Annotated in this window: 19 protein-coding genes and 3 tRNA genes; 2 read left to right on the plus strand and 20 right to left on the minus strand. The window is 61.6% G+C overall.

Annotated elements, in window-relative coordinates:
• Nucleotides 1–8 precede the first annotated feature (8 nt).
• Nucleotides 9–536: a CsiV family protein gene (locus tag CW360_RS04105; protein ID WP_101192840.1), complete on the plus strand. Its 528-nt coding sequence runs from the start codon at nt 9–11 to the stop codon at nt 534–536.
• A gap of 43 nt (nt 537–579) precedes the next feature.
• On the opposite strand, the gene CW360_RS04110 is transcribed toward CW360_RS04105, so the two are convergent.
• From CW360_RS04110 to CW360_RS04125, 4 genes are read right to left on the minus strand one after another with little or no spacing between them, the layout of a single operon-like run.
• Nucleotides 580–1317: an S-methyl-5'-thioinosine phosphorylase gene (locus tag CW360_RS04110; protein ID WP_101192841.1), complete on the minus strand. Its 738-nt coding sequence runs from the start codon at nt 1315–1317 to the stop codon at nt 580–582.
• A 12-nt stretch (nt 1318–1329) separates the two neighbouring features.
• Nucleotides 1330–2328: a beta-N-acetylhexosaminidase gene (nagZ, locus tag CW360_RS04115; RefSeq protein WP_245874672.1), complete on the minus strand. Its 999-nt coding sequence runs from the start codon at nt 2326–2328 to the stop codon at nt 1330–1332.
• An 8-nt stretch (nt 2329–2336) separates the two neighbouring features.
• A complete protein-coding gene (locus CW360_RS04120; RefSeq protein ID WP_093987209.1) occupies nt 2337–2879 on the minus strand; it encodes a L,D-transpeptidase in 543 nt (180 codons plus the stop codon).
• 56 nt (nt 2880–2935) lie between these two features.
• A complete protein-coding gene (locus tag CW360_RS04125; RefSeq protein ID WP_101192842.1) occupies nt 2936–3637 on the minus strand; it encodes a TetR/AcrR family transcriptional regulator in 702 nt (233 codons plus the stop codon).
• A 169-nt stretch (nt 3638–3806) separates the two neighbouring features.
• Here CW360_RS04125 and lexA point away from each other — a divergent pair, with 169 nt between their 5' ends.
• Complete coding sequence (lexA, locus tag CW360_RS04130) at nt 3807–4418, plus strand: transcriptional repressor LexA (protein WP_093987207.1); 612 nt, start codon at nt 3807–3809, stop codon at nt 4416–4418.
• Between the two features lie 44 nt (nt 4419–4462).
• Here lexA and CW360_RS04135 read toward each other — a convergent pair whose 3' ends face one another.
• From CW360_RS04135 to CW360_RS17020, 16 genes are all read right to left on the minus strand, one after another.
• Nucleotides 4463–4705 carry a hypothetical protein gene (locus CW360_RS04135; RefSeq protein WP_093987206.1) on the minus strand — a complete coding sequence of 81 codons (243 nt, stop codon included), beginning with the start codon at nt 4703–4705 and terminating at the stop codon, nt 4463–4465.
• Nucleotides 4706–4769: 64 nt separating this feature from the next.
• The gene (locus CW360_RS04140; protein WP_101192843.1) at nt 4770–5294 is read right to left on the minus strand and encodes a DUF6586 family protein; all 525 of its coding nucleotides are present in this window, start codon (nt 5292–5294) and stop codon (nt 4770–4772) included.
• A 23-nt stretch (nt 5295–5317) separates the two neighbouring features.
• Nucleotides 5318–7921 carry a type I DNA topoisomerase gene (gene topA, locus CW360_RS04145; protein WP_101192844.1) on the minus strand — a complete coding sequence of 868 codons (2604 nt, stop codon included), beginning with the start codon at nt 7919–7921 and terminating at the stop codon, nt 5318–5320.
• Between the two features lie 133 nt (nt 7922–8054).
• The gene (locus CW360_RS04150) at nt 8055–8297 is read right to left on the minus strand and encodes a DUF1653 domain-containing protein (protein ID WP_101192845.1); all 243 of its coding nucleotides are present in this window, start codon (nt 8295–8297) and stop codon (nt 8055–8057) included.
• 77 nt (nt 8298–8374) lie between these two features.
• Nucleotides 8375–8451, minus strand: a tRNA-Arg gene (locus CW360_RS04155).
• A gap of 66 nt (nt 8452–8517) precedes the next feature.
• A tRNA-Arg gene (locus CW360_RS04160) sits at nt 8518–8594 on the minus strand.
• A gap of 95 nt (nt 8595–8689) precedes the next feature.
• A tRNA-Ser gene (locus CW360_RS04165) sits at nt 8690–8780 on the minus strand.
• Nucleotides 8781–8841: 61 nt separating this feature from the next.
• Nucleotides 8842–9027: a carbon storage regulator CsrA gene (csrA, locus tag CW360_RS04170; protein WP_093987202.1), complete on the minus strand. Its 186-nt coding sequence runs from the start codon at nt 9025–9027 to the stop codon at nt 8842–8844.
• Nucleotides 9028–9213: 186 nt separating this feature from the next.
• On the minus strand, nt 9214–10452 hold the full coding sequence (locus tag CW360_RS04175; protein WP_093987201.1) for an aspartate kinase: 1239 nt from the start codon (nt 10450–10452) through the stop codon (nt 9214–9216).
• Nucleotides 10453–10549: 97 nt separating this feature from the next.
• On the minus strand, nt 10550–13174 hold the full coding sequence (gene alaS, locus CW360_RS04180) for an alanine--tRNA ligase (protein WP_101192846.1): 2625 nt from the start codon (nt 13172–13174) through the stop codon (nt 10550–10552).
• Between the two features lie 110 nt (nt 13175–13284).
• Nucleotides 13285–14298: a succinylglutamate desuccinylase gene (astE, locus tag CW360_RS04185; protein WP_101192847.1), complete on the minus strand. Its 1014-nt coding sequence runs from the start codon at nt 14296–14298 to the stop codon at nt 13285–13287.
• A gap of 12 nt (nt 14299–14310) precedes the next feature.
• On the minus strand, nt 14311–14586 hold the full coding sequence (locus tag CW360_RS04190) for a topoisomerase II (protein ID WP_371870529.1): 276 nt from the start codon (nt 14584–14586) through the stop codon (nt 14311–14313).
• Nucleotides 14587–14659: 73 nt separating this feature from the next.
• Nucleotides 14660–16006 (minus strand): N-succinylarginine dihydrolase, encoded by a 1347-nt coding sequence (astB, locus tag CW360_RS04195; protein WP_101192848.1) that lies wholly within the window; start codon nt 16004–16006, stop codon nt 14660–14662.
• A complete protein-coding gene (astD, locus tag CW360_RS04200; protein WP_101192849.1) occupies nt 16006–17469 on the minus strand; it encodes a succinylglutamate-semialdehyde dehydrogenase in 1464 nt (487 codons plus the stop codon). The genes astB and astD overlap by 1 nt, the downstream gene beginning before the upstream one ends.
• Nucleotides 17466–18491 (minus strand): arginine N-succinyltransferase, encoded by a 1026-nt coding sequence (gene astA, locus CW360_RS04205; protein ID WP_101192850.1) that lies wholly within the window; start codon nt 18489–18491, stop codon nt 17466–17468. The genes astD and astA overlap by 4 nt, the downstream gene beginning before the upstream one ends.
• Nucleotides 18492–18564: 73 nt before the next feature.
• Nucleotides 18565–18894: arginine N-succinyltransferase (locus CW360_RS17020; protein ID WP_245874662.1), on the minus strand; the 330-nt coding region annotated here is incomplete at its 5' end.

The raw sequence follows: 18894 nt of genomic DNA on the forward strand, positions 1-18894 counted from the left end.
CATGCATCATGTTGCGACGCCCTGCCCTGCTCCTGCTACTCAGCCTGCTGTGCCCGGCCGCCCTGGCCGAACCGCTGTATCTGGTCGAACTGATCCTGTTCCGCCAGGCTGGCGAGGTCATTCCCAGCAGCCAGTTACCGCCGGATGATTGGGCCGCAGGTGGCCAGAGCATCACGCCAAGCCCGGCCAGCCTGCCCATGCAGGAGACCCTCAACAAACTGGCGCAACAAGGGGATTATCAGGTCATCCTGCAACGGAGCTGGAAACAGACGCTGTCGAGCCAGCCGCTGCGTGTGACGCTCCATGAAGGCAAGGCGCAACTGGGCGGCCATTATCCGGTGCAAGGCACGCTGACTCTTCGCCAGTCGGACGACCAGATACAGACGCAAGCACATTTCTGGGTCAGCCAGTTCGCCAGCAACGGCCTGCTACAAAACAGCCAGCAACTGCAGCAACAGGCACGCCTACGCGTTGGCCGCCTGCATTATCTGGATCACACCAGCCTGGGATTGCTGGTACGCATCAGCGCCCTATAGCACGCTGAACAGGCGTGACGCCTCGGCCCACGCCAGACAGCCCTCAGGCGCCGAGCAACTGCTGCAGTACGCGTCGCACCTTGAGCATGCCCTGCCCAAGCGCCGCATCAATCTCCGCCATAGTGATCGGCCCCTTACCTTTGCCGGCAGCCGGATTGACCACCAGAGAAAGACAGGCATAGGGCAATTCGAGCTCACGCGCCAGTACGGTTTCCGGCATACCGGTCATGCCGACGATGTCACAACCATCACGCTCCATGCGCTGGATCTCGGCGGCTGTTTCCAGGCGTGGTCCATGGGTACAGCCATACACCGCACGCTCACTGAACGCATAGCCACAGGCGCGCAAGGCCGCGATCAGCAGCTGGCGCTGGGCTTCGTCGTAGGGGTGACTGAAGTCGACATGGGTCACATGGTCCAGCTCACCCTCAAAGAGCGTCTGTGCGCGACCATGGGTGTAATCAATGATCTGGTGCGGCACAACCAGTTGCCCCGTGGTCATGGAGGGAGTGATGCCGCCTACCGCGTTGATCGCCAGCACCGCGCGTGCGCCAAGCTGACGCAGCGCCCACAGGTTGGCGCGGTAATTTACCTGGTGCGGCGGAATACGATGCGGCTGACCATGGCGTGCCAGGAACAGCACCTCCTCACCCGCATAAACGCCGCGCAGTACGTCGGCGGACGGCGCGCCATAGGGCGTCTCCACATATACCGCCTCACGAATCTCCAGCCCGTCAAGCTGAGCCAGCCCGGTGCCACCAATAATTGCGTATACGGTCATTGCCTGGTTTCCTTATGCGATCAGGCCAGCAGCACGTAGCCGTGCCAGCGCCGCCAGCCAGCGGGGATGTTCCTTATAGGCCGGGCCCATGAAAGCCCGGCGGCGCATATGCGCCAAGCGTGTCGGCGTGTGCACGCGTAAATGCTGTAGGCGCTGCAGGGCACACTCGGCAGCACCACGATCATTGCATACCAGGCCCATATCGCAGCCGGCGCGCAGCGCCGCCTCGATACGCTGCCCGGCATCGCCTGCCACCTGCGCGCCAGTCATCGACAAGTCATCGCTGAACAACACGCCGGTAAAGCCCAGTTCGCCGCGTAATACGTCCTGCAGCCAGCGCCGCGAGAAACCGGCCGGCTGCTCGTCTACCTGAGGATAGATGACATGCGCCGGCATGACGGCATCCAGTACCCCGGCCAGGCGGGCAAAAGGTTGCAGGTCGACGCGGCGAATCTCGGCAAGGCTACGTTCATCCCGCGGCATCGCCACATGGGAGTCGGCCTCGGCCCAGCCATGCCCGGGAAAATGTTTGCCGGTTGCCGCCATGCCTGCCGCATGCATGCCGCGGATAAAGGCGCCGGCCAGGGTAATCGCTTGCTCGGCATCGCCACTGAAGGCACGCTCACCAATCGCTGCGCTGCGCCCATGTTGCAAGTCCAGTACCGGCGCAAAACTCAGATCCAGCCCGGCTGCCAGCACTTCACTGGCCATCAGCCAGCCGCAATCCTCTGCCAGCTGCTCAGCCTGGGCCAGGCTGGCAAACGAGGCCATCGACGGCAAACGTTGAAAACCACGGCGCAGGCGCTGCACGCGCCCACCTTCCTGATCAACCGCCAGCAGCACGTCCGGGCGCAGCCGACGAATTGCTGCGCACAACTCACGTACCTGGCACGGCGTTTCGATATTCCGGGCAAACAGAATCACACCACCTACTTCGGGCTGGCGAAGAATCTGCCGATCCTCGGCACACAGCCAGGTTCCGGCGATATCCAGCATCAACGCGCCCTGCAGGGTTTCACTCATTTCATATCCTCGTCAGCCATCAGCCACCTGCCGGCCCATTGCGGGCAAGCGGCCTCGTCGATCAATACCCGACAGTGGGCAGGCACCCGTTCGAACAACCAGACCAACTGAGCGTTGTTCATCCGCACACAGCCATGTGACAGCGCCACGCCGAGCGGCTCGCTGTCCGGAGTGCCATGGATGTAGATATAGCGACGGAAGGTATCCACGCTGCCCAAGCGGTTGTAGCCCGGTTGACAGCCACTGAGCCAGAGAATCCGCGTGAGAATCCAGTCCCGCTCGGGGTGAGCGGCCTGCAACTCGGCACTGTACACCTCGCCAGTCCAGCGCCTGCCACGCAACACCGCCCCCAGCGGCAGGCCATCACCGATACGTGCACGCACCTGATGCCAGCCTCGCGGGGTGCAGCCGGAGCCATTGCGTTCCCCCGCACCGGCTCGCCCGGTGGACACCGGCAGGCGCACGCAAAGGCGCCCGTCCATGAAGCCATAGAGTATTTGATCGGCGAGAGAGATGTGCAGCAGGTCAAGAGCGAGCATGGCGCCAAGCTTAGCCCAAGGGCATCAGCAAGCCTACCGCTTTACCTCGGGCTTGCTCAGCCTTTCGCAGCAGGCTGCGGCTTGCGCGGACGCAGCACCGCTGCAGCCAGCTGGGGGTCGTTGAGTGCAGCCTCTGCACGCATGCCGGCGGCCAGGAAAGGCACCATCAGACGCATCACCTGCTCCAGCGAGGTGTTGACTCCGAAATCAGCCTCGGACATGGCGCGCAAGGCCTTGATCCCGGACATGCTGAATGCTGCAGCACCCAACATAAAATGCACCCGCCAGAATAGCTCCAGGGGTGGAATACGCGGTGCCGCCTCATGCACCAGCAGCATGTAGCGACGGAAGACCTTGCCGTAGACTTCTTCGAGGTACTTGCGCAGGTGCCCCTGGCTCTGACTGAACGCCAGCCCCAGCAAACGCATGAAGATGGCCAGGTCGTTGCCACTGCGCGGCTTGACGGCCAACGCCTGCTCAACCAGCAGCTCCAAAAGGGCTTCCAGCTGTGGTTTGTTATCCGGATTGGCCATGCGCCGATCCAGTTCACGCTCCAGGCTGATGCAGAACGGCCCGAGGAAACGAGAGAAAACCGCCTGAATCAGCGCCTTCTTCGAACCGAAGTGATAGTTGACAGCTGCCAGATTGACACCTGCCTTGCTGGTAATCAGGCGCAGCGAAGTCTCTGCAAACCCCTTTTCGGCAAACAGCTGTTCCGCTGCATCCAGGATACGTTCTACAGTTTCCGACTGAGCCATGAGTCCACGCCTGACAAACACTTGTTTGAAACATACGTTTCAGGCGACTGGCTTGTCAAGCCATGACCCGTGCGCCACTTCCAGCTAGCGCTAAATAACCGCTACAGGCTTGTTCTGGCAAGGGTACTGGATATAATCACAGCCACTGTATAAAAAAACAGAGGCCGCCATGATCAAGCTAACCCCCCGGCAAAGCGAAATCCTTGATTTCGTCAAACGCTACCTGGAAGACAGCGGCTACCCACCTACCCGCGCGGAAATTGCCCAGCATCTAGGCTTCAAGTCACCCAACGCTGCGGAGGAACACCTCAAGGCCCTGGCCCGCAAGGGCGCCATCGAAATGATTCCGGGCGCTTCGCGGGGCATCCGCATTCCTGGCTTTGAAAGCGAGGAGCGCGACGAACAGAGCCTGCCGGTCATCGGTCGAGTGGCCGCCGGAGCACCCATTCTTGCGCAACAGAACATTGAAGAATCCTGCCGCATCAGCCCGGAGTTTTTCCACCCGAGGGCCGACTATCTGTTACGTGTAAGCGGCATGAGCATGAAGGATATTGGCATTCTCGACGGCGACCTGCTGGCCGTACACCGTACTCAGGATGTGCGTAACGGCCAGGTGGTCGTCGCCCGTATCGATGACGAAGTAACGGTCAAGCGCTTCAAGCGCGAAGGCAATCTGGTCTGGCTGTTGGCGGAAAACCCGGAGTTCCAGCCCATCAAGGTCGACCTGAGTCAGCAATCCCTGAGCATCGAAGGGCTCAGCGTCGGGGTAATCCGTCGCTAACCCGGCGAGACGGGCGGAACGGTAAATTCCGCCCCAGCAGCCCTTTAGTGCAGTACGCGCGGCCCTTCGTCCTCGCTATGCCACTCGCCTTCGCCCTCGGCCAGGCGACCCGCCATCTGCACACCCACATTGAACATCGCCTTGGCGACTTCGATATGCTGTCCCTGCAGGAAGGCGCGTGCATCTGCAGAAAAATCCAGAGTTACCAACGTCACTTCATCTTCGGCGCGACGCAGCACGATACGCCCATCAGGCAACTCGACGATTTCCAGAAATGACGTAGACATCCAGGCGCTCTCCGCAAAAGGCCGAGCATTGTATCAGCACTCGCCCGGCAAACCCCAGCCAGCCTCAGATTTCCGTCAGGCTGTCGCGAAAACGCAAAACCAGCGCTTTCAACTGGCCACGCCACTGCTGAATAGTTTCGCGGGACAGCAGCGGCTCGTCTTCCTGCTCATCGAGATTGACCGCCTGAATCAATGCCAGGGTGGCATCCTGTTTGATCTTGCGCGGCGCCTGGGGTGGCAACAGGAGTAGACGATAGGCTTCGCAGGCACCCGCCAGCCAACTGTCGGACTGACGACTCAGCTCAAACAGTTCGGACAGCTCAGGACAAGGCGAGCGACTCAGGTAATGTTCGTTGAGAAAATGCTCCAGGGCAGGCCAACTGGCATCCGGCAGGCGATAGCTGTGGGCAATCTCGTGGCACAACGCAAGCAGCGCGCCGTGCAGGTGGAATAACGCGGCCTCACGCTCGGCCTGGATCTGCGCAGCAGAAGCAAAGCTGCTGTCACGCTCGGCCCGCAGCCAGTTCTCCAAGGCCAGACCACAGAAATGCAGCTTCTGATTGGTGCGGGTATACGGCTCGTAAGCCATGATCACGCCTCCTCGAATACGCCCTAGCGCTTGTCTTCAACGACCCAGCGACCATTATCGTAGAATGCACGCCAACCTGTCGGCTTACCGTCCTGCTCGCTCTGCACGTACTGCTCCTTGGTCTTGCGACTGAAACGAATCACCGCCGGACGCCCATCCGGATCGCGCTGCGGCGCCTGCAGGAGGAAATGGTACTTGCTGTCCAGTTCATCGGCGTGAGGCAACAGCTCGATGACCAGAGGAGCGCGCGTCTCACGCTTCTTGGGGAACTGACTGGCGGCCAAGAACAAGCCGGAAGCACCATCACGCAACACATAGGTATCGTCGACCTTCTCGCAGCGCAGCTCGGGCATACGAATCGGCTCGCACTTGGGGGGAGCTGCCTCGCCGTTCTTCAACAATTTGCGAGTATTCTTGCAGCTGGCATTGGTGCAACCGAAGAACTTGCCGAAACGGCCGGTCTTGAGCTGCATCTGGCTGCCGCACTTGTCACACTCCAGGCTCGGCCCTTCATAGCCCTTGATGCGATACTGCCCCTGCTCGATCTCATAACCCGCGCAGTCCGGGTTGTTGCCGCAGACATGCAACTTGCGGGTTTCATCCAGCAGATAGGCATCCATCGCCGTACTGCAGATCGGGCAACGATGCTTACCCAGCAACACCCGTGACTCGGACTCACCCTCGTCATCTGCGGCAATTTCGTCACCGGGCACCAGGTTGATGGTCGCCTTGCAGCGCTCCTTGGGTGGCAACGCGTAGCCCGAACAGCCCAGGAACACACCGGTGGAAGCGGTCCTGATCATCATTGGCCGGCCGCAATCGCGACAGGCAATATCGGTAAGCGTCGGCTGATTGACACGCATGCCCTGCTCTGCCGACTCGGCGGCCTCCAGCTTCTTGCGAAAATCGGCATAGAACTGGTCAAGCAGTTGCTTCCAGTCGCTGGCACCTTGCGCCACACCATCCAGCTGCTCCTCCATGCCTGCCGTGAAACCATAATCCATCAGGTTGGCAAAGCTTTCGCTAAGACGCTCAGTAACGATGTCACCCATTTTTTCCGCGTAGAAACGGCGGTTATGCACCGTCACGTAGCCACGTTCCTGGATCGTGGAAATGATGGCGGCATAGGTAGAGGGGCGACCTATGCCACGCTTTTCCAGTTCCTTGACCAGGCTGGCTTCGGAAAAGCGCGCAGGGGGCTTGGTGAAGTGCTGACTGGGGTCGAGTTTGAGCAGCTTGAGTGCCTCGCCCTCGCTCATCTCCGGCAACACGTCATCTTCACCCGGCTTGCTCTGCTGCGGCTGCGCCCTGGTATAGCCATCAAACTTGAGGATACGTCCCTTGGCGCGCAGTTCGAAGGCGCCAGCGGCGACCGTGACGCTGGTCGACAGGTATTCGGCTGGCGGCATCTGACAGGCGACGAACTGGCGCCAGATCAACTCGTAGAGACGCTCCGCGTCACGCTCCATGCCGGAAATTTGCGTAGGGCGCAGGTTGACGTCAGACGGACGAATCGCTTCGTGCGCCTCCTGGGCGCCCTCCTTGCTCGAATAGACATTCGGCTTGGCCGGCAGGTACTTCTTGCCGTATTCGCTCTCGATGAAGCCGCGCACCATCTCCACGGCATCGGCCGAGAGGTTGGTCGAATCGGTACGCATATAGGTGATATAGCCGGCCTCATAGAGACGCTGGGCCATCATCATGGTCTTTTTCACGCCAAAACCAAGACGATTGCTTGCCGCCTGCTGCAAGGTCGAGGTGATGTAAGGAGCAGACGGCTTGCTGCTGGTCGGCCGGTCCTCACGCTTGGCAATGCGGTAGGCGGACGCCTTAAGCTTTTCCAGCGCAGCCATAGCCTGGGCTTCGTTGATCGGCTTGAAGGCTTCGCCGTGCTCGCGCACCACCTCGAAGCGCACATTGGCGTTCTTCGCCGTACCGAGATCGGCGTGCACCTCCCAGTACTCTTCCGGAACGAAGGCGCGAATCTCTTTTTCGCGCTCGACCACCAGCTTCACCGCTACCGACTGTACGCGACCAGCCGACAGGCCACGGGCGATCTTGGCCCACAGCAGCGGCGAAACCATATAGCCCACCACGCGATCAAGGAAACGTCGCGCCTGCTGGGCGTTGACCCGGTTGATGTCCAGTTCGCCGGGCTGGGAGAAGGCTTCCTGGATAGCCTTCTTGGTGATTTCGTTGAACACCACGCGTTTGTAGCGGCTGTCATCACCACCAATGGCTTCGCGCAGGTGCCAGGCAATGGCTTCCCCTTCGCGATCCAAGTCGGTTGCGAGATAAATGGTATCGGCATCCTTGGCCAGGCGACGCAGTTCGTCGATGACCTTTTCCTTGCCGGGCAGGATCTCATAATGCGCCTTCCAGCCGTGCTCGGGATCAACCCCCATACGCGCAAACAACTGCCGTTTGGCTTTCTCCTTGGGACTCAACACGACTCCCTCGGCAGCCGCCTTGCCTCGCTTGACCGGCTCCTTAGTTGCGGCCGAACCACTGGTGGGCAGGTCACGGATGTGGCCGATGCTCGACTTCACCACGTACTGGTTGCCCAAGTACTTGTTGATAGTCTTGGCCTTGGCCGGGGATTCCACGATGACCAGCGATTTGCCCATGGGATGGAAGATTCCTAAACGAAAAGAAGAACAACCGGGTTGCGCGACAGGCTACAAGCTCACGGCGCAATGGTCGACTGGCAGGCTGCCTGGATGCAAGGCACCGCTATATATAGTGGTGCTCGTCCCGCGGTCAAGCGCCCGGCCATATCAACGGTGCATCAGCTGCTTCGATCAACGCAAAGCGCGGGCAACTGCCCCCCTCAACCTCGACCGTCTCGCAGAACATCGCCAGCGGCCGCACCCACATGCCCCGCTCGCCATAGAGTGCCTGATAAATCACCAGCCATTCCTCGCTCTCGGAGTGACGCGCCAGGCCCAGCACGCGATAGTGGGCGCCCTTGTAATGCTGATAGATACCGGGTTGCAGGGTCATGACCAAGCGCTCCCACGAAGCAGCGGCTTTTGCCGGGACAATGAAAAAGGGCCTGCATTGCTGCAGGCCCTTTGATGTGGCGGACTCAGGAGGATTCGAACCTCCGACCGCTCGGTTCGTAGCCGAGTACTCTATCCAGCTGAGCTATGAGTCCGTGTGGTGCTTTTATACCAGATCACCTCTGGTGCCCGACTAACCTGCCATGCAGGGTTGTCGTATTTGGCGGACTCAGGAGGATTCGAACCTCCGACCGCTCGGTTCGTAGCCGAGTACTCTATCCAGCTGAGCTATGAGTCCGTGTACGCTGCATTATAGGCTTATCCAAGGCTTTATCAAGTCTTTAAATTCAATCAATTCAACGACTTAGCGCTTACAACCTACAACACTAAATATGGCGGAGAAGGGGGGATTCGAACCCCCGACACCCTTTTGAGGTGTACTCCCTTAGCAGGGGAGCGCCTTCGGCCACTCGGCCACCTCTCCGCAACACGGGGCGCATGATACTCATGTTTTCCCCGTTTGCAAACCAAAATTTCGAGAAAAATTAGTGGTTTGGTTCGTCGTCTTTTTCTTTCTGGATGCGCTGGTAGATTTCCTCACGGTGCACAGCCACTTCCTTCGGCGCATTCACGCCGATACGTACCTGGTTACCTTTCACACCCAGCACGGTTACGGTTACATCATCACCAACCATCAGGGTCTCTCCGACCCGGCGAGTCAGAATCAGCATTCCTTTCTCCTCACGGATTTCAGTTCAGGACAACAATCTGCAGAAAATAAAAAGGGTGTGGCAGGCACGCTCGTCATGATTGCACCCTCCCCCCAGTATTGACCAGCCCGGCAAAAAGAACAGCCTTGCCAAGGGCCGAACAACGAAAAAGGCGCGGATCTTCGCCCGCGCCTTTGCTGTACCGCCTCAGGCACCCTGTCGGGCGGAGGCATCCAGTTCGAAAGCGGTGTGCAAGGCACGCACAGCCAGCTCCAGGTATTTCTCTTCAATGACCACCGACACCTTGATCTCGGATGTGGAAATCATCTGGATGTTGATGCTCTCCTTGGCCAGCGCTTCGAACATACGACTGGCCACACCCGCGTGCGAGCGCATGCCAACGCCGACGATCGATACCTTGGTGATCTTGGTATCGCCACTGACTTCACGCGCACCGATCTCACGGGCGGTGTTTTCCAGCACCGCCAGCGCATTCTGGTAATCGTTGCGATGCACCGTGAAGGTAAAGTCGGTGGTGTTATCGTGCGAAACGTTCTGCACGATCATGTCCACTTCGATGTTGGCTGCGCTGATCGGGCCAAGAATCTTGAAAGCCACGCCGGGGGTATCGGGTACGCCACGGATAGTCAGCTTGGCTTCGTCGCGGTTGAAAGCGATGCCGGAGATGATCGGCTGTTCCATGGATTCCTCTTCATCAAGGGTAATGAGGGTGCCCGGACCCTCCTGGAAGCTGTGCAGGACGCGCAGCGGGACGTTGTATTTGCCGGCGAACTCCACCGAGCGGATCTGTAGCACCTTGGAACCGAGACTGGCCATTTCCAGCATCTCTTCGAAGGTAATCTTTTCCAGTCGACGTGCCTGCGGGACTACCCGCGGGTCTGTGGTATAGACACCATCCACATCGGTATAGATCTGGCATTCATCGGCCTTGAGCGCTGCAGCCAGGGCGACACCCGTGGTGTCCGAGCCGCCCCGCCCGAGGGTGGTGATATTGCCCTGCTCATCCACACCCTGGAAGCCGGCGACCACCACGACCTTGCCAGCGTTCAGATCGGCACGGATGTTCTGCTCGTCAATGTGCAGGATACGCGCCTTGTTGAATGCACTGTCGGTGAGGATACGCACCTGCGCACCGGTATAGGACACTGCCGGAACGCCGCACTTGATCAGCGCCATGGCCAACAGAGCAATGGTCACCTGTTCCCCGGTGGACACCATCACATCCAGCTCACGCGCCACCGGCTGATCACCACTGATCTGTTTGGCCAGATCGATCAGACGATTGGTCTCACCACTCATCGCCGAGACCACAACAACCACATCATCACCGCGCTCGCGGAACTTCTTGACCTTTTCGGCCACCTGCTGGATTCGCTCGACACTGCCGACCGAAGTCCCACCAAATTTCTGTACGATCAAAGCCATTTCAAAGCCGCCTAAGCCCGTCTAGGGCGCCCATTAAACATGCAAGCAGGATGACTGCCAAGGCCCGCAGCGTATCGCCCGGGCACGCCTGACAGCCTCAGAGTCCTTGTTCGACAAAAGGCTGGGCCAACGCCAAAGCCACCTCGACGGCGGCCAGGTCGGTACCGCCACCCTGAGCCATGTCCGGCCGGCCGCCGCCCTTGCCGCCCACAGCTGCCGCCGCCTGTTTCATCAGCTCACCGGCCTTCAGACTGCCGGTCAGGTTCTGGGTAACACCCGCGACCAGTACGACCTTGTCGTCCAGCACGCCACCGAGCAGGATGACCGCCGAGCCCAGCTTGTTCTTCAACTGGTCGACCAGTGCCAGCAGGGCCTTGCCATCCAGGCCGTCGAGACGCGCGGCCAGTACCTTGACGCCCTTGACGTCCACGGCCGAACCGGCCAGGTCGTTGCCGGCGGCACTGGCAGCCTTGGCCTTGAGCTGCTCCAGTTCTTTTTCCAACTGGCGGTTGCGTTCAACCAGCGCGCCCAGCTTATCCAGCACATTGTCGCGACTGCCCTTGACCAGCGCGGCGGCTTCTTTCAGCTGCTCTTCCGCGCCGTTCAGCCAGGCTAGCGCCGCGGCGCCGGTGACGCCTTCGATACGACGCACGCCGGCGGCCACGCCGCCCTCGCTGGTGATCTTGAACAGGCCGATGTCGCCGGTACGCGACACGTGGGTACCGCCGCACAGCTCGACGGAGAAGCCGCCGCCCATGGTCAGCACGCGCACGTCATCGCCGTACTTCTCACCGAACAGCGCCATGGCGCCCTTGGCCTTGGCGGTCTCGATGTCGGTTTCTTCGGTCTCGACCGCGGAGTTCTTGCGAATCTCGGCGTTGACCAGCTCTTCCAGCTGCTTCAGCTGCTCGGGTTTGATCGCCTCGAAGTGGCTGAAGTCAAAGCGCAGGCGCTGGCTATCGACCAGCGAGCCCTTCTGCTGCACGTGCTCGCCCAGCACCTGGCGCAGCGCGGCGTGCAGCAGGTGGGTAGCTGAGTGGTTCAGCGCGGTGGCCTGGCGTACCGAGGCATCGACCTCGGCCTGCAGCGCCGTGCCGACGGACAGGCCGCCCTTGGCCACCACGCCGTGGTGCAGGAAGGCGCCGCCGGCCTTGGTGGTGTCGCGCACATCGAAGCGCACACCGGCACTCTCAAGGTAACCGCAATCACCGACCTGGCCGCCGGACTCGGCGTAGAACGGGGTCTGGTCGAGCACCACCACGCCCTCCTCGCCCTCGGCGAGGCTGTCGACGGCGGCGCCGGCCTTGAACAGGGCGACGATCTTGCCGCTGCCGCTGGTGCCCTGGTAGCCGAGGAAGACGGTGTCGCTGTCGACCTTGACCAGGCTGTTGTAGTCCATGCCGAAGGCGCTGGCGGAACGGGCGCGCTCGCGCTGGGCCTGCATCTCGCGCTCGAAGCCTTCCTCGTCGAGGCTCAGCTCGCGCTCGCGGGCGATGTCGCCGGTCAGGTCGACCGGAAAGCCGTAGGTGTCATACAGCTTGAACACCACGTCGCCGGGAATGACGCTGCCCTTGAGCTCGGCCAGGTCCTGCTCGAGGATCTTCAGGCCCTGCTCCAGGGTCTTGGCGAACTGTTCTTCTTCGGTCTTCAGCACGCGTTCGATATGCGCCTGTTGCTGTTTCAGTTCGGGGAAGGCTTCACCCATCTCGGCCACCAGCGCGGCGACGATCTGGTAGAAGAAGCTGCCCTTGGCGCCCAGCTTGTTGCCGTGACGGCAGGCGCGGCGGATGATGCGGCGCAGCACGTAGCCACGGCCTTCATTGGACGGGGTCACGCCGTCGGCGATCAGAAAACCGCAGGAGCGGATGTGGTCGGCAACGACTTTCAGCGAAGCCTGGCCTTCGTTGGCGCAGCCGATGGCCTTGGCCGCGGCATTCAGCAGGCTCTGGAACAGGTCGATCTCGTAGTTCGAGTTGACGTGCTGCAGCACGGCGCTGATGCGCTCCAGGCCCATGCCGGTGTCCACGCTCGGCGCCGGCAGCGGGTGCAGCACGCCGTCCGCGGTACGGTTGAACTGCATGAACACGTTGTTCCAGATCTCGATGTAGCGGTCGCCGTCTTCTTCCGGCGAACCGGGCGGGCCGCCCCAGATGTGCTCGCCGTGGTCGAAGAATATCTCGGTGCACGGGCCGCACGGGCCGGTGTCGCCCATCGCCCAGAAGTTGTCGGAAGCGTAGGGCGCACCCTTGTTGTCACCAATGCGCACCATGCGCTCGGCCGGAATACCGACTTCCTGGGTCCAGATGTCGTAGGCCTCGTCGTCGCTGGCGTAGACGGTGACCCAGAGCTTTTCCTTGGGCAGGTTCAGCCACTTGTCGCTGGTCAGGAATTCCCAGGCGTAGGTGATGGCGTCGCGCTTGAAATAGTCGCCGAAGCTGAAGTTGCCGAGCATTTCAAAGAAGGTGTGGTGGCGCGCGGTGTAGCCGACGTTTTCCAGGTCGTTGTGCTTGCCGCCGGCGCGTACGCACTTCTGGCTGGTGGTGGCGCGGGTGTAGGCGCGCTTTTCCAGGCCGAGAAAGCAGTCCTTGAACTGGTTCATGCCGGCGTTGGTGAACAACAGGGTCGGGTCGTTCGCCGGGATCAGCGAACTGGAGGCGACGCGGGTGTGCCCCTTCTCTTCGAAGAAGCGGAGGAAGGCTTCACGGATTTCTGCGCTTTTCATTGATTTCATCCAGGCAAACGACAGCACGGCAAACGCCGGCAAAGGGTCGCATTATATCGGCCCCGCATCGCCTGGACAGCCTGTGTTCCGCGATTTTGGATAGAAAAAAGCTATCCAGGCCAGGCATCCAGGGTGGTCGGCACCACCAGCAAACCGGCCCGCAAGCCATTGGCCACACGCGGATTGGGGAAAATGATGCGTGCCTGCGCTTCCTCGACCAGCCAGCGGCTTCCGGCGATATCCTCCGCCAGCAGGCTGCCCTGCGCCAATTCAGAGAAGTTTTCCACCGTATCAGGCAAGTGCAGGCGGAAGGCATCGCTGTGCTTGATCAACTCACGCGACACCCGGAACAACTGCAGACGTTCGAGCGCAGCCGGATCAACGGGTGTTTCGCAACCTTCGATCAATTGCCAGAGGGACTGCCGCAGAGCCTGCAGATCGACCTGCTGGTTACGCCCGAACGGGCGTGCCCTACCCAATTCCAGGGTAAAGGCCTCGGCCTGCAAATGGGCATAGCTAAAGGCACTGAAGGTAATGCCTGGCTTGTCTTGCAGCAGGACTGCGGCGATACCGGCTTGCGCCAGGCGCGCCAGTTGTTGCGGGCAGGGTGAGCGTCCCACAGCATAAGGTTGCAGGGCAAACTGCTCGATCTTCGAACCGCGGATAGCGGTGTGCAGGTCGTAGTGCAAACGCTGCCGCCCGGGGCGACTGAAGAAATTACTCAGGTGGTGTTCCAGGTCGTTGGCACGCATCGCCTCGAACCCCACCTGTTCGGCATGTCGCCCAGCAAACAGCCGGTTGAGGTCCTGCTCGACGAAACGCTCGCCACGTCGCATGGCTTCGGGGTTACCGAACACCACCAGCAGCCGGGCCCGTGGTTGCAGGTCACCCCGTGCGATAGCCTGCAGCAACTCGTCAAGCAATTCGATCGGCGCCGTTTCGTTGCCATGGATACCTGCCGACAGCACCAGGTCCAGACCACAATCCTGAGCACCCACCAGACTGACTTCCAGCACGCCTTCGTCGAGCCAATGCAGGCGCACATGTTCGCCCAGCAGCTGGATTTTTTCCGTCGGTTCGCGACCGGCCAGGGTCAGTTCAAGCAGGCGGCCCAGGGCGAGCATAGGCAGTCTCCCTCAGTGGTTGCAGTCCGGCCCATGCACATGGTCACCTGCGTCGTCAGCGTCGATCGCTTCCATTTCCAGTTGCAGGCTGACCAGATTGGTGGCCTGTGGGCGCAGCAACAGGTTGGCGTACTCGGTATCGCCTTCCTCCACATCCACACCGATCAGTAACTGATCACCCACCGGCTGGATCCACACTTCCCGGCCCTGCCAGACCACGGCGAAGCGGCTGCAGGAGGTTTCCAGCTGGGTGCCGTCGGTATCTTCAAGAATCAGTTGCAGGCTCATAAACAGGCTCCGGGCGTTGCACCAGCAAAGCGGGCGAGCAGCGGCTCATTACGCTTCGGCCAGGCGAGATAAGTCAGTTGATTTGGAAAGGATAGACCGAACCCAGTTTAAGGATCTGCGTCAGTTCATCCAAGGCGTTGCGACTTTCGACAAGCAACTGCGGATCGGTCAGATCCGCTTCGCTGAGCTGGTCTCGATAATGGCGATCAACCCAATCATTCAGCGTCGTGAACAGCTCGGGCGTCATGATCACGGCCGGATTGACCGCGCCCAACTCCTCCTCGCGCAAGGCCACACGCAGGCGCAGGCAGGCAGGTCCTCCGCCGTTCTGCATACTCTGCTTGAGGTCGAACACCTGCACTTCGCGGATTGCTCCCGACGAGCTGGTCAGTGTGTTGAGATACTGCCAGACCCGCTCGTTGTAGCGACACTCTTCCGGCACGATCAACAACATGCCGCCGTCGGCCCGGCTGAGCAACTGGCTGTTGAACAGGTAGGAGCGCACGGCGTCTTCCACGCCGACCAGCGCCTCTGGCACGCAGATCGCCTGCAACTCAGCACCACACCGGGCCAGCTTGTCTGCCAACTCGGCCAGCACCCGCGGACTGTCGAGGAAAGCCTGCTGGTGATAAAACAGCACCGGGCCATTCCCCACCGCAATCACATCGTTGTGAAACACGCCCTGATCGATCACCGCCGGATTTTGTTGGGCATACACCACGCCAGCCTCATCCAGGCCATGCAGACGGGCAATCGCCTGACTGGCCTCCAGGGTCTGCCGCGCCGGATAACGCTGCGGTGCCGGGTAGCGCGCATCGAAGGCGCTGCGCCCAAAGACAAAGAACTCCACGCCGGGCTCACCATAGTCACGACACAGGCGGGTATGGTTGGCAGCGCCCTCGTCAGCAAACTGACTGGTATCGGGCAGCGCAGCGTGGTGGGCAAAATAGCGCGAATCAGCAAACATGGCGCGCAGTATGCGGCTGGTTGTCGGATGTTCGATGCTGCGATGGAACTTGCAGTTGAGATTGGCCGCGGTGAAGTGCACCCGGCCGTCGGCGGTATCGGCACTGGGGCTGACCGTACAGGCGTTGGCTGTCCACATGCAGGATGCCGAACTGACCGCAGCAAGCAGCGGCAGCGCCTGCTTCGCCGCCTGGTTGATCACGGCCGCGTCGCTACCCGTGAACCCCAGACGACGCAGGGTAGCCACATCCGGGCGCTCCTGCGGGGCGAACACCCCCTGCTTGAAGCCCATGTCCATCAGTGCCTTCATCTTCGCCAGGCCCTGCTTGGCGGCCTGACGAGGACTGGATAGCGTCTGACTGTTGTTCTGCGAGGCGACATTGCCGTAGGACAGGCCACCGTAGTTATGGGTCGGCCCGACCAGGCCGTCGAAGTTCATCTCGTAGGCAGGCATCAGAGGTTCACTCCCGGGGTCAGGCTGGCCGGCAGGCACAGCGTGGCACTTTCCAGCGATGCCACCGGATAGGCGCAATAGTCGGCGGCATAGTAGGCGCTCGGCCGGTGATTACCCGAGGCCCCCACCCCGCCAAACGGTGCACTGCTGGCCGCCCCGGTCAGCGGTTTGTTCCAGTTGACGATGCCGGCACGGCTCTCGATGAGGAACTGCTGGTAGCGCTCGGCGGCATCCGAGAGCAGGCCGGCCGCCAGGCCGTAGCGGGTATTGTTGGCCTCAACGATGGCGGCATCGAAGCCGTCATAGCGGATCACCTGTAGCAGCGGACCGAAAAACTCCTCGTCGCTGCGCTCGGCGACCTGGGTCACGTCGAGAATACCGGGGGTCAGCAGCGCGGCATTCGGCACTGGCTGGATCATCTCCAGCAACACCTCGGCGCCCTTGTCGATCAGGTGACGCTGGGCCTTGAGCAGATGTTCGGCGGCGACCAGGGAAATCACCGAGCCCATGAACGGCGCCGGCTGCTCGTCGAAGGCGCCAACCTTGATCGTTGAGCTGACCGCCACCAGACGCGCCAGCAGGGCATCGCCCCACTCGCCGAGCGGCACCAGCAGGCGCCGCGCACAGGTGCAGCGCTGGCCGGCGGAGATGAAAGCGGACTGGATGATGGTGTAAACGGCGGCATCGATGTCCTTGACCTCGTCCACCAGCAGCGGGTTGTTGCCCCCCATTTCCAACGCCAGGATCTTCTCCGGGCGACCGGCGAACTGGGCGTGCAGCAAGTTGCCGGTGCGGCTCGAGCCGGTGAAGAACAGGCCGTCGATGCCGGCACTGGCGGCCAGGGCCACGCCGGTTTCGCGGGCGCCTTGCAACAAATTGAGCACACCGGCCGGCAGGCCGGCCTCGATCCAGCACTTCACGGTCAGCTCGGCAACCTTGGGGGTCAGCTCGCTGGGTTTGAACAGGACCACGTTGCCGGCCAGCAACGCCGGCACGATGTGGCCGTTGGGCAAGTGGCCGGGGAAATTGTACGGGCCGAACACCGCCACCACGCCATGCGGCTTGTGGCGCAGCACGGCGGTGGCGTCGCCCAGCGGGCCGCTCTTCTCACCGGTACGTTCGCGGTAGCTTTGAATGGAGATGGCGACCTTGTTGACCATGCTGGTCACCTCGGTGGCGGATTCCCAGAGCGGCTTGCCGGTCTCCTCGCCGATGGTGCGGGCCAACTCGTCACTGTGCGCCCTGAGTGTGGCGGCGAACTGTTCGAGAACGGCAATACGTTCCCCCAGCGGGCGGCGCGCCCATGCCGGGAAAGCTGCACGGGCAGCGGCGACGGCCTGCTCGACCTGCACGGCAGAGGCCGCCTGACCACGCCACACGGCTTCCTGGGTGAGCGGGTTGAGCGAATCTAAGGGTTCGCCCTGCCCGACCAGCCACTGACCATCGATGTAGTGCGTCGTCATGTCCTGTCTCCACGTGCCGAAAGCGGTACAGCACGCACCTGGCAGCCCGCACACAACTGCAGGCGCCGCGCGGTCTGCGCATCAACCACCAGGGTACCCGCCGCCTGGCGAGCCGCGGCCGCGGTGATCCGGCACTCCTCGCGCTTGCGGTTATGAATCAGATACGGGATAGCCTCGTCACCCGGCGTACCGATGGCCAGCAACAAGGTCTGGCTATCACGTACCGCACGAATCTTGTCGGTCTCCGCCTCGATGGCCGGCCCCGCATCGAAGATGTCGACATAACCCTGGTAGCGGAAGCCTTCGGCCTGCAGCATGGCCAATGCCGGTTCGGTATCCGGATGCACACGTCCCAGGGTGGCGCGCGCCTCCGCGGAGAGAAAACAGGTATAGAGCGGAAACTTGGGCATCAGCTCGGCGACGAAGGACTTGTTGCCCAGCCCGGTCAGGTAATCGGCGCGGGAGAAATCCATCTTGAAAAAGTGCCGGCCCAGGCTTTCCCAGAACGGCGAACGCCCCTTGTCATCGGAATTGCCGCGCATTTCGGCAATCACCTTATCGGCAAACAGCTCGCGGAACTCGGCGATGAACAGCAGACGCGCCTTGGACAACAGGCGGCCATTGCAGCCATTGCGTTGCTCGCTCTGCAGGAACAACGAACACAGCTCCGAGTTACCGGTCAGGTCATTGGCGAGGAACAGCGTGGGAATTTCCCGATGAATCCCCAGCTCCTGCGAAGCGCTGACCGTCAGGCCTATGCGGTAGTTGAACCAGGGCTCGCGCTTGCCCACCGCCCCGGCGATCGCGGAAATACCCACCACCCGACCGTCATCGGCCTCAAGCACGAACAGGTAGTCGGCGTCGGCACGCTCGGCCTCGCCCCGAAAGGCTCGCTCGGCCCAGCTGATGCGGTGCTGCAGGCGCTCGGCATTGGCCGGCAGCGTAGTCAGGCCGGCACCTGTGCTGCTGGCCAGCTCAAGCAGCGCGGGCAGATCGGCGCTACGGACGGGACGAACGATCATGGATCCTCCGGATCAGCTATCGGCGACTGGCGACGCGCCGCGAATGGATATCAGACGGGCTGCTCGGCAGCCTTCACACGGCCACCAGGCGTACGCTGTCGCCTGCCGCCAACCCCAGGGCCTCGGCCATCGCCGGGGTCAGGCTGACCGGACGCCCCGGCGCCCAGTCCAGCTCAGCCACCAAGGCGCGGTAATCCTGCAACAGGCCATTGCACAGCAAGTACGGACGGCAGGCATGGCCCGGTGCCGTCTCGCTGTCCACCCGCACGGCTGCGACACGGCTTTGCGCAATCGAGCGAATCCCTGAAGTAGGCGCATGCAGGGTCGGCCCGCCATCGAAGATATCGATGTAGCGATCGGTCTCGAAACCGTCACGCATGAGGATATCGAAGGTCACCTGGGC

It is taken from the genome of Pseudomonas fluvialis (assembly GCF_002835605.1).
Lineage (GTDB): Bacteria > Pseudomonadota > Gammaproteobacteria > Pseudomonadales > Pseudomonadaceae > Aquipseudomonas > Aquipseudomonas fluvialis.

Coding starts and splice junctions, on each gene's coding strand:
- CW360_RS04105 (WP_101192840.1), top strand. CDS start 9: ATGTTGCGACGCCCTGCCCTGCTCCTGCTACTCAGCCTGCTGTGCCCG.
- alaS (WP_101192846.1), bottom strand. CDS start 13,174: ATGAAAAGCGCAGAAATCCGTGAAGCCTTCCTCCGCTTCTTCGAAGAG.
- CW360_RS04190 (WP_371870529.1), bottom strand. CDS start 14,586: ATGAGCCTGCAACTGATTCTTGAAGATACCGACGGCACCCAGCTGGAA.
- CW360_RS04140 (WP_101192843.1), bottom strand. CDS start 5,294: ATGGCTTACGAGCCGTATACCCGCACCAATCAGAAGCTGCATTTCTGT.
- astA (WP_101192850.1), bottom strand. CDS start 18,491: ATGATCGTTCGTCCCGTCCGTAGCGCCGATCTGCCCGCGCTGCTTGAG.
- CW360_RS04175 (WP_093987201.1), bottom strand. CDS start 10,452: ATGGCTTTGATCGTACAGAAATTTGGTGGGACTTCGGTCGGCAGTGTC.
- csrA (WP_093987202.1), bottom strand. CDS start 9,027: ATGCTGATTCTGACTCGCCGGGTCGGAGAGACCCTGATGGTTGGTGAT.
- topA (WP_101192844.1), bottom strand. CDS start 7,921: ATGGGCAAATCGCTGGTCATCGTGGAATCCCCGGCCAAGGCCAAGACT.
- astB (WP_101192848.1), bottom strand. CDS start 16,006: ATGCCTGCCTACGAGATGAACTTCGACGGCCTGGTCGGGCCGACCCAT.
- CW360_RS04150 (WP_101192845.1), bottom strand. CDS start 8,297: ATGACCCTGCAACCCGGTATCTATCAGCATTACAAGGGCGCCCACTAT.
- lexA (WP_093987207.1), top strand. CDS start 3,807: ATGATCAAGCTAACCCCCCGGCAAAGCGAAATCCTTGATTTCGTCAAA.
- CW360_RS04110 (WP_101192841.1), bottom strand. CDS start 1,317: ATGACCGTATACGCAATTATTGGTGGCACCGGGCTGGCTCAGCTTGAC.
- astE (WP_101192847.1), bottom strand. CDS start 14,298: ATGCTCGCCCTGGGCCGCCTGCTTGAACTGACCCTGGCCGGTCGCGAA.
- astD (WP_101192849.1), bottom strand. CDS start 17,469: ATGACGACGCACTACATCGATGGTCAGTGGCTGGTCGGGCAGGGCGAA.
- CW360_RS04125 (WP_101192842.1), bottom strand. CDS start 3,637: ATGGCTCAGTCGGAAACTGTAGAACGTATCCTGGATGCAGCGGAACAG.
- CW360_RS04135 (WP_093987206.1), bottom strand. CDS start 4,705: ATGTCTACGTCATTTCTGGAAATCGTCGAGTTGCCTGATGGGCGTATC.
- CW360_RS04120 (WP_093987209.1), bottom strand. CDS start 2,879: ATGCTCGCTCTTGACCTGCTGCACATCTCTCTCGCCGATCAAATACTC.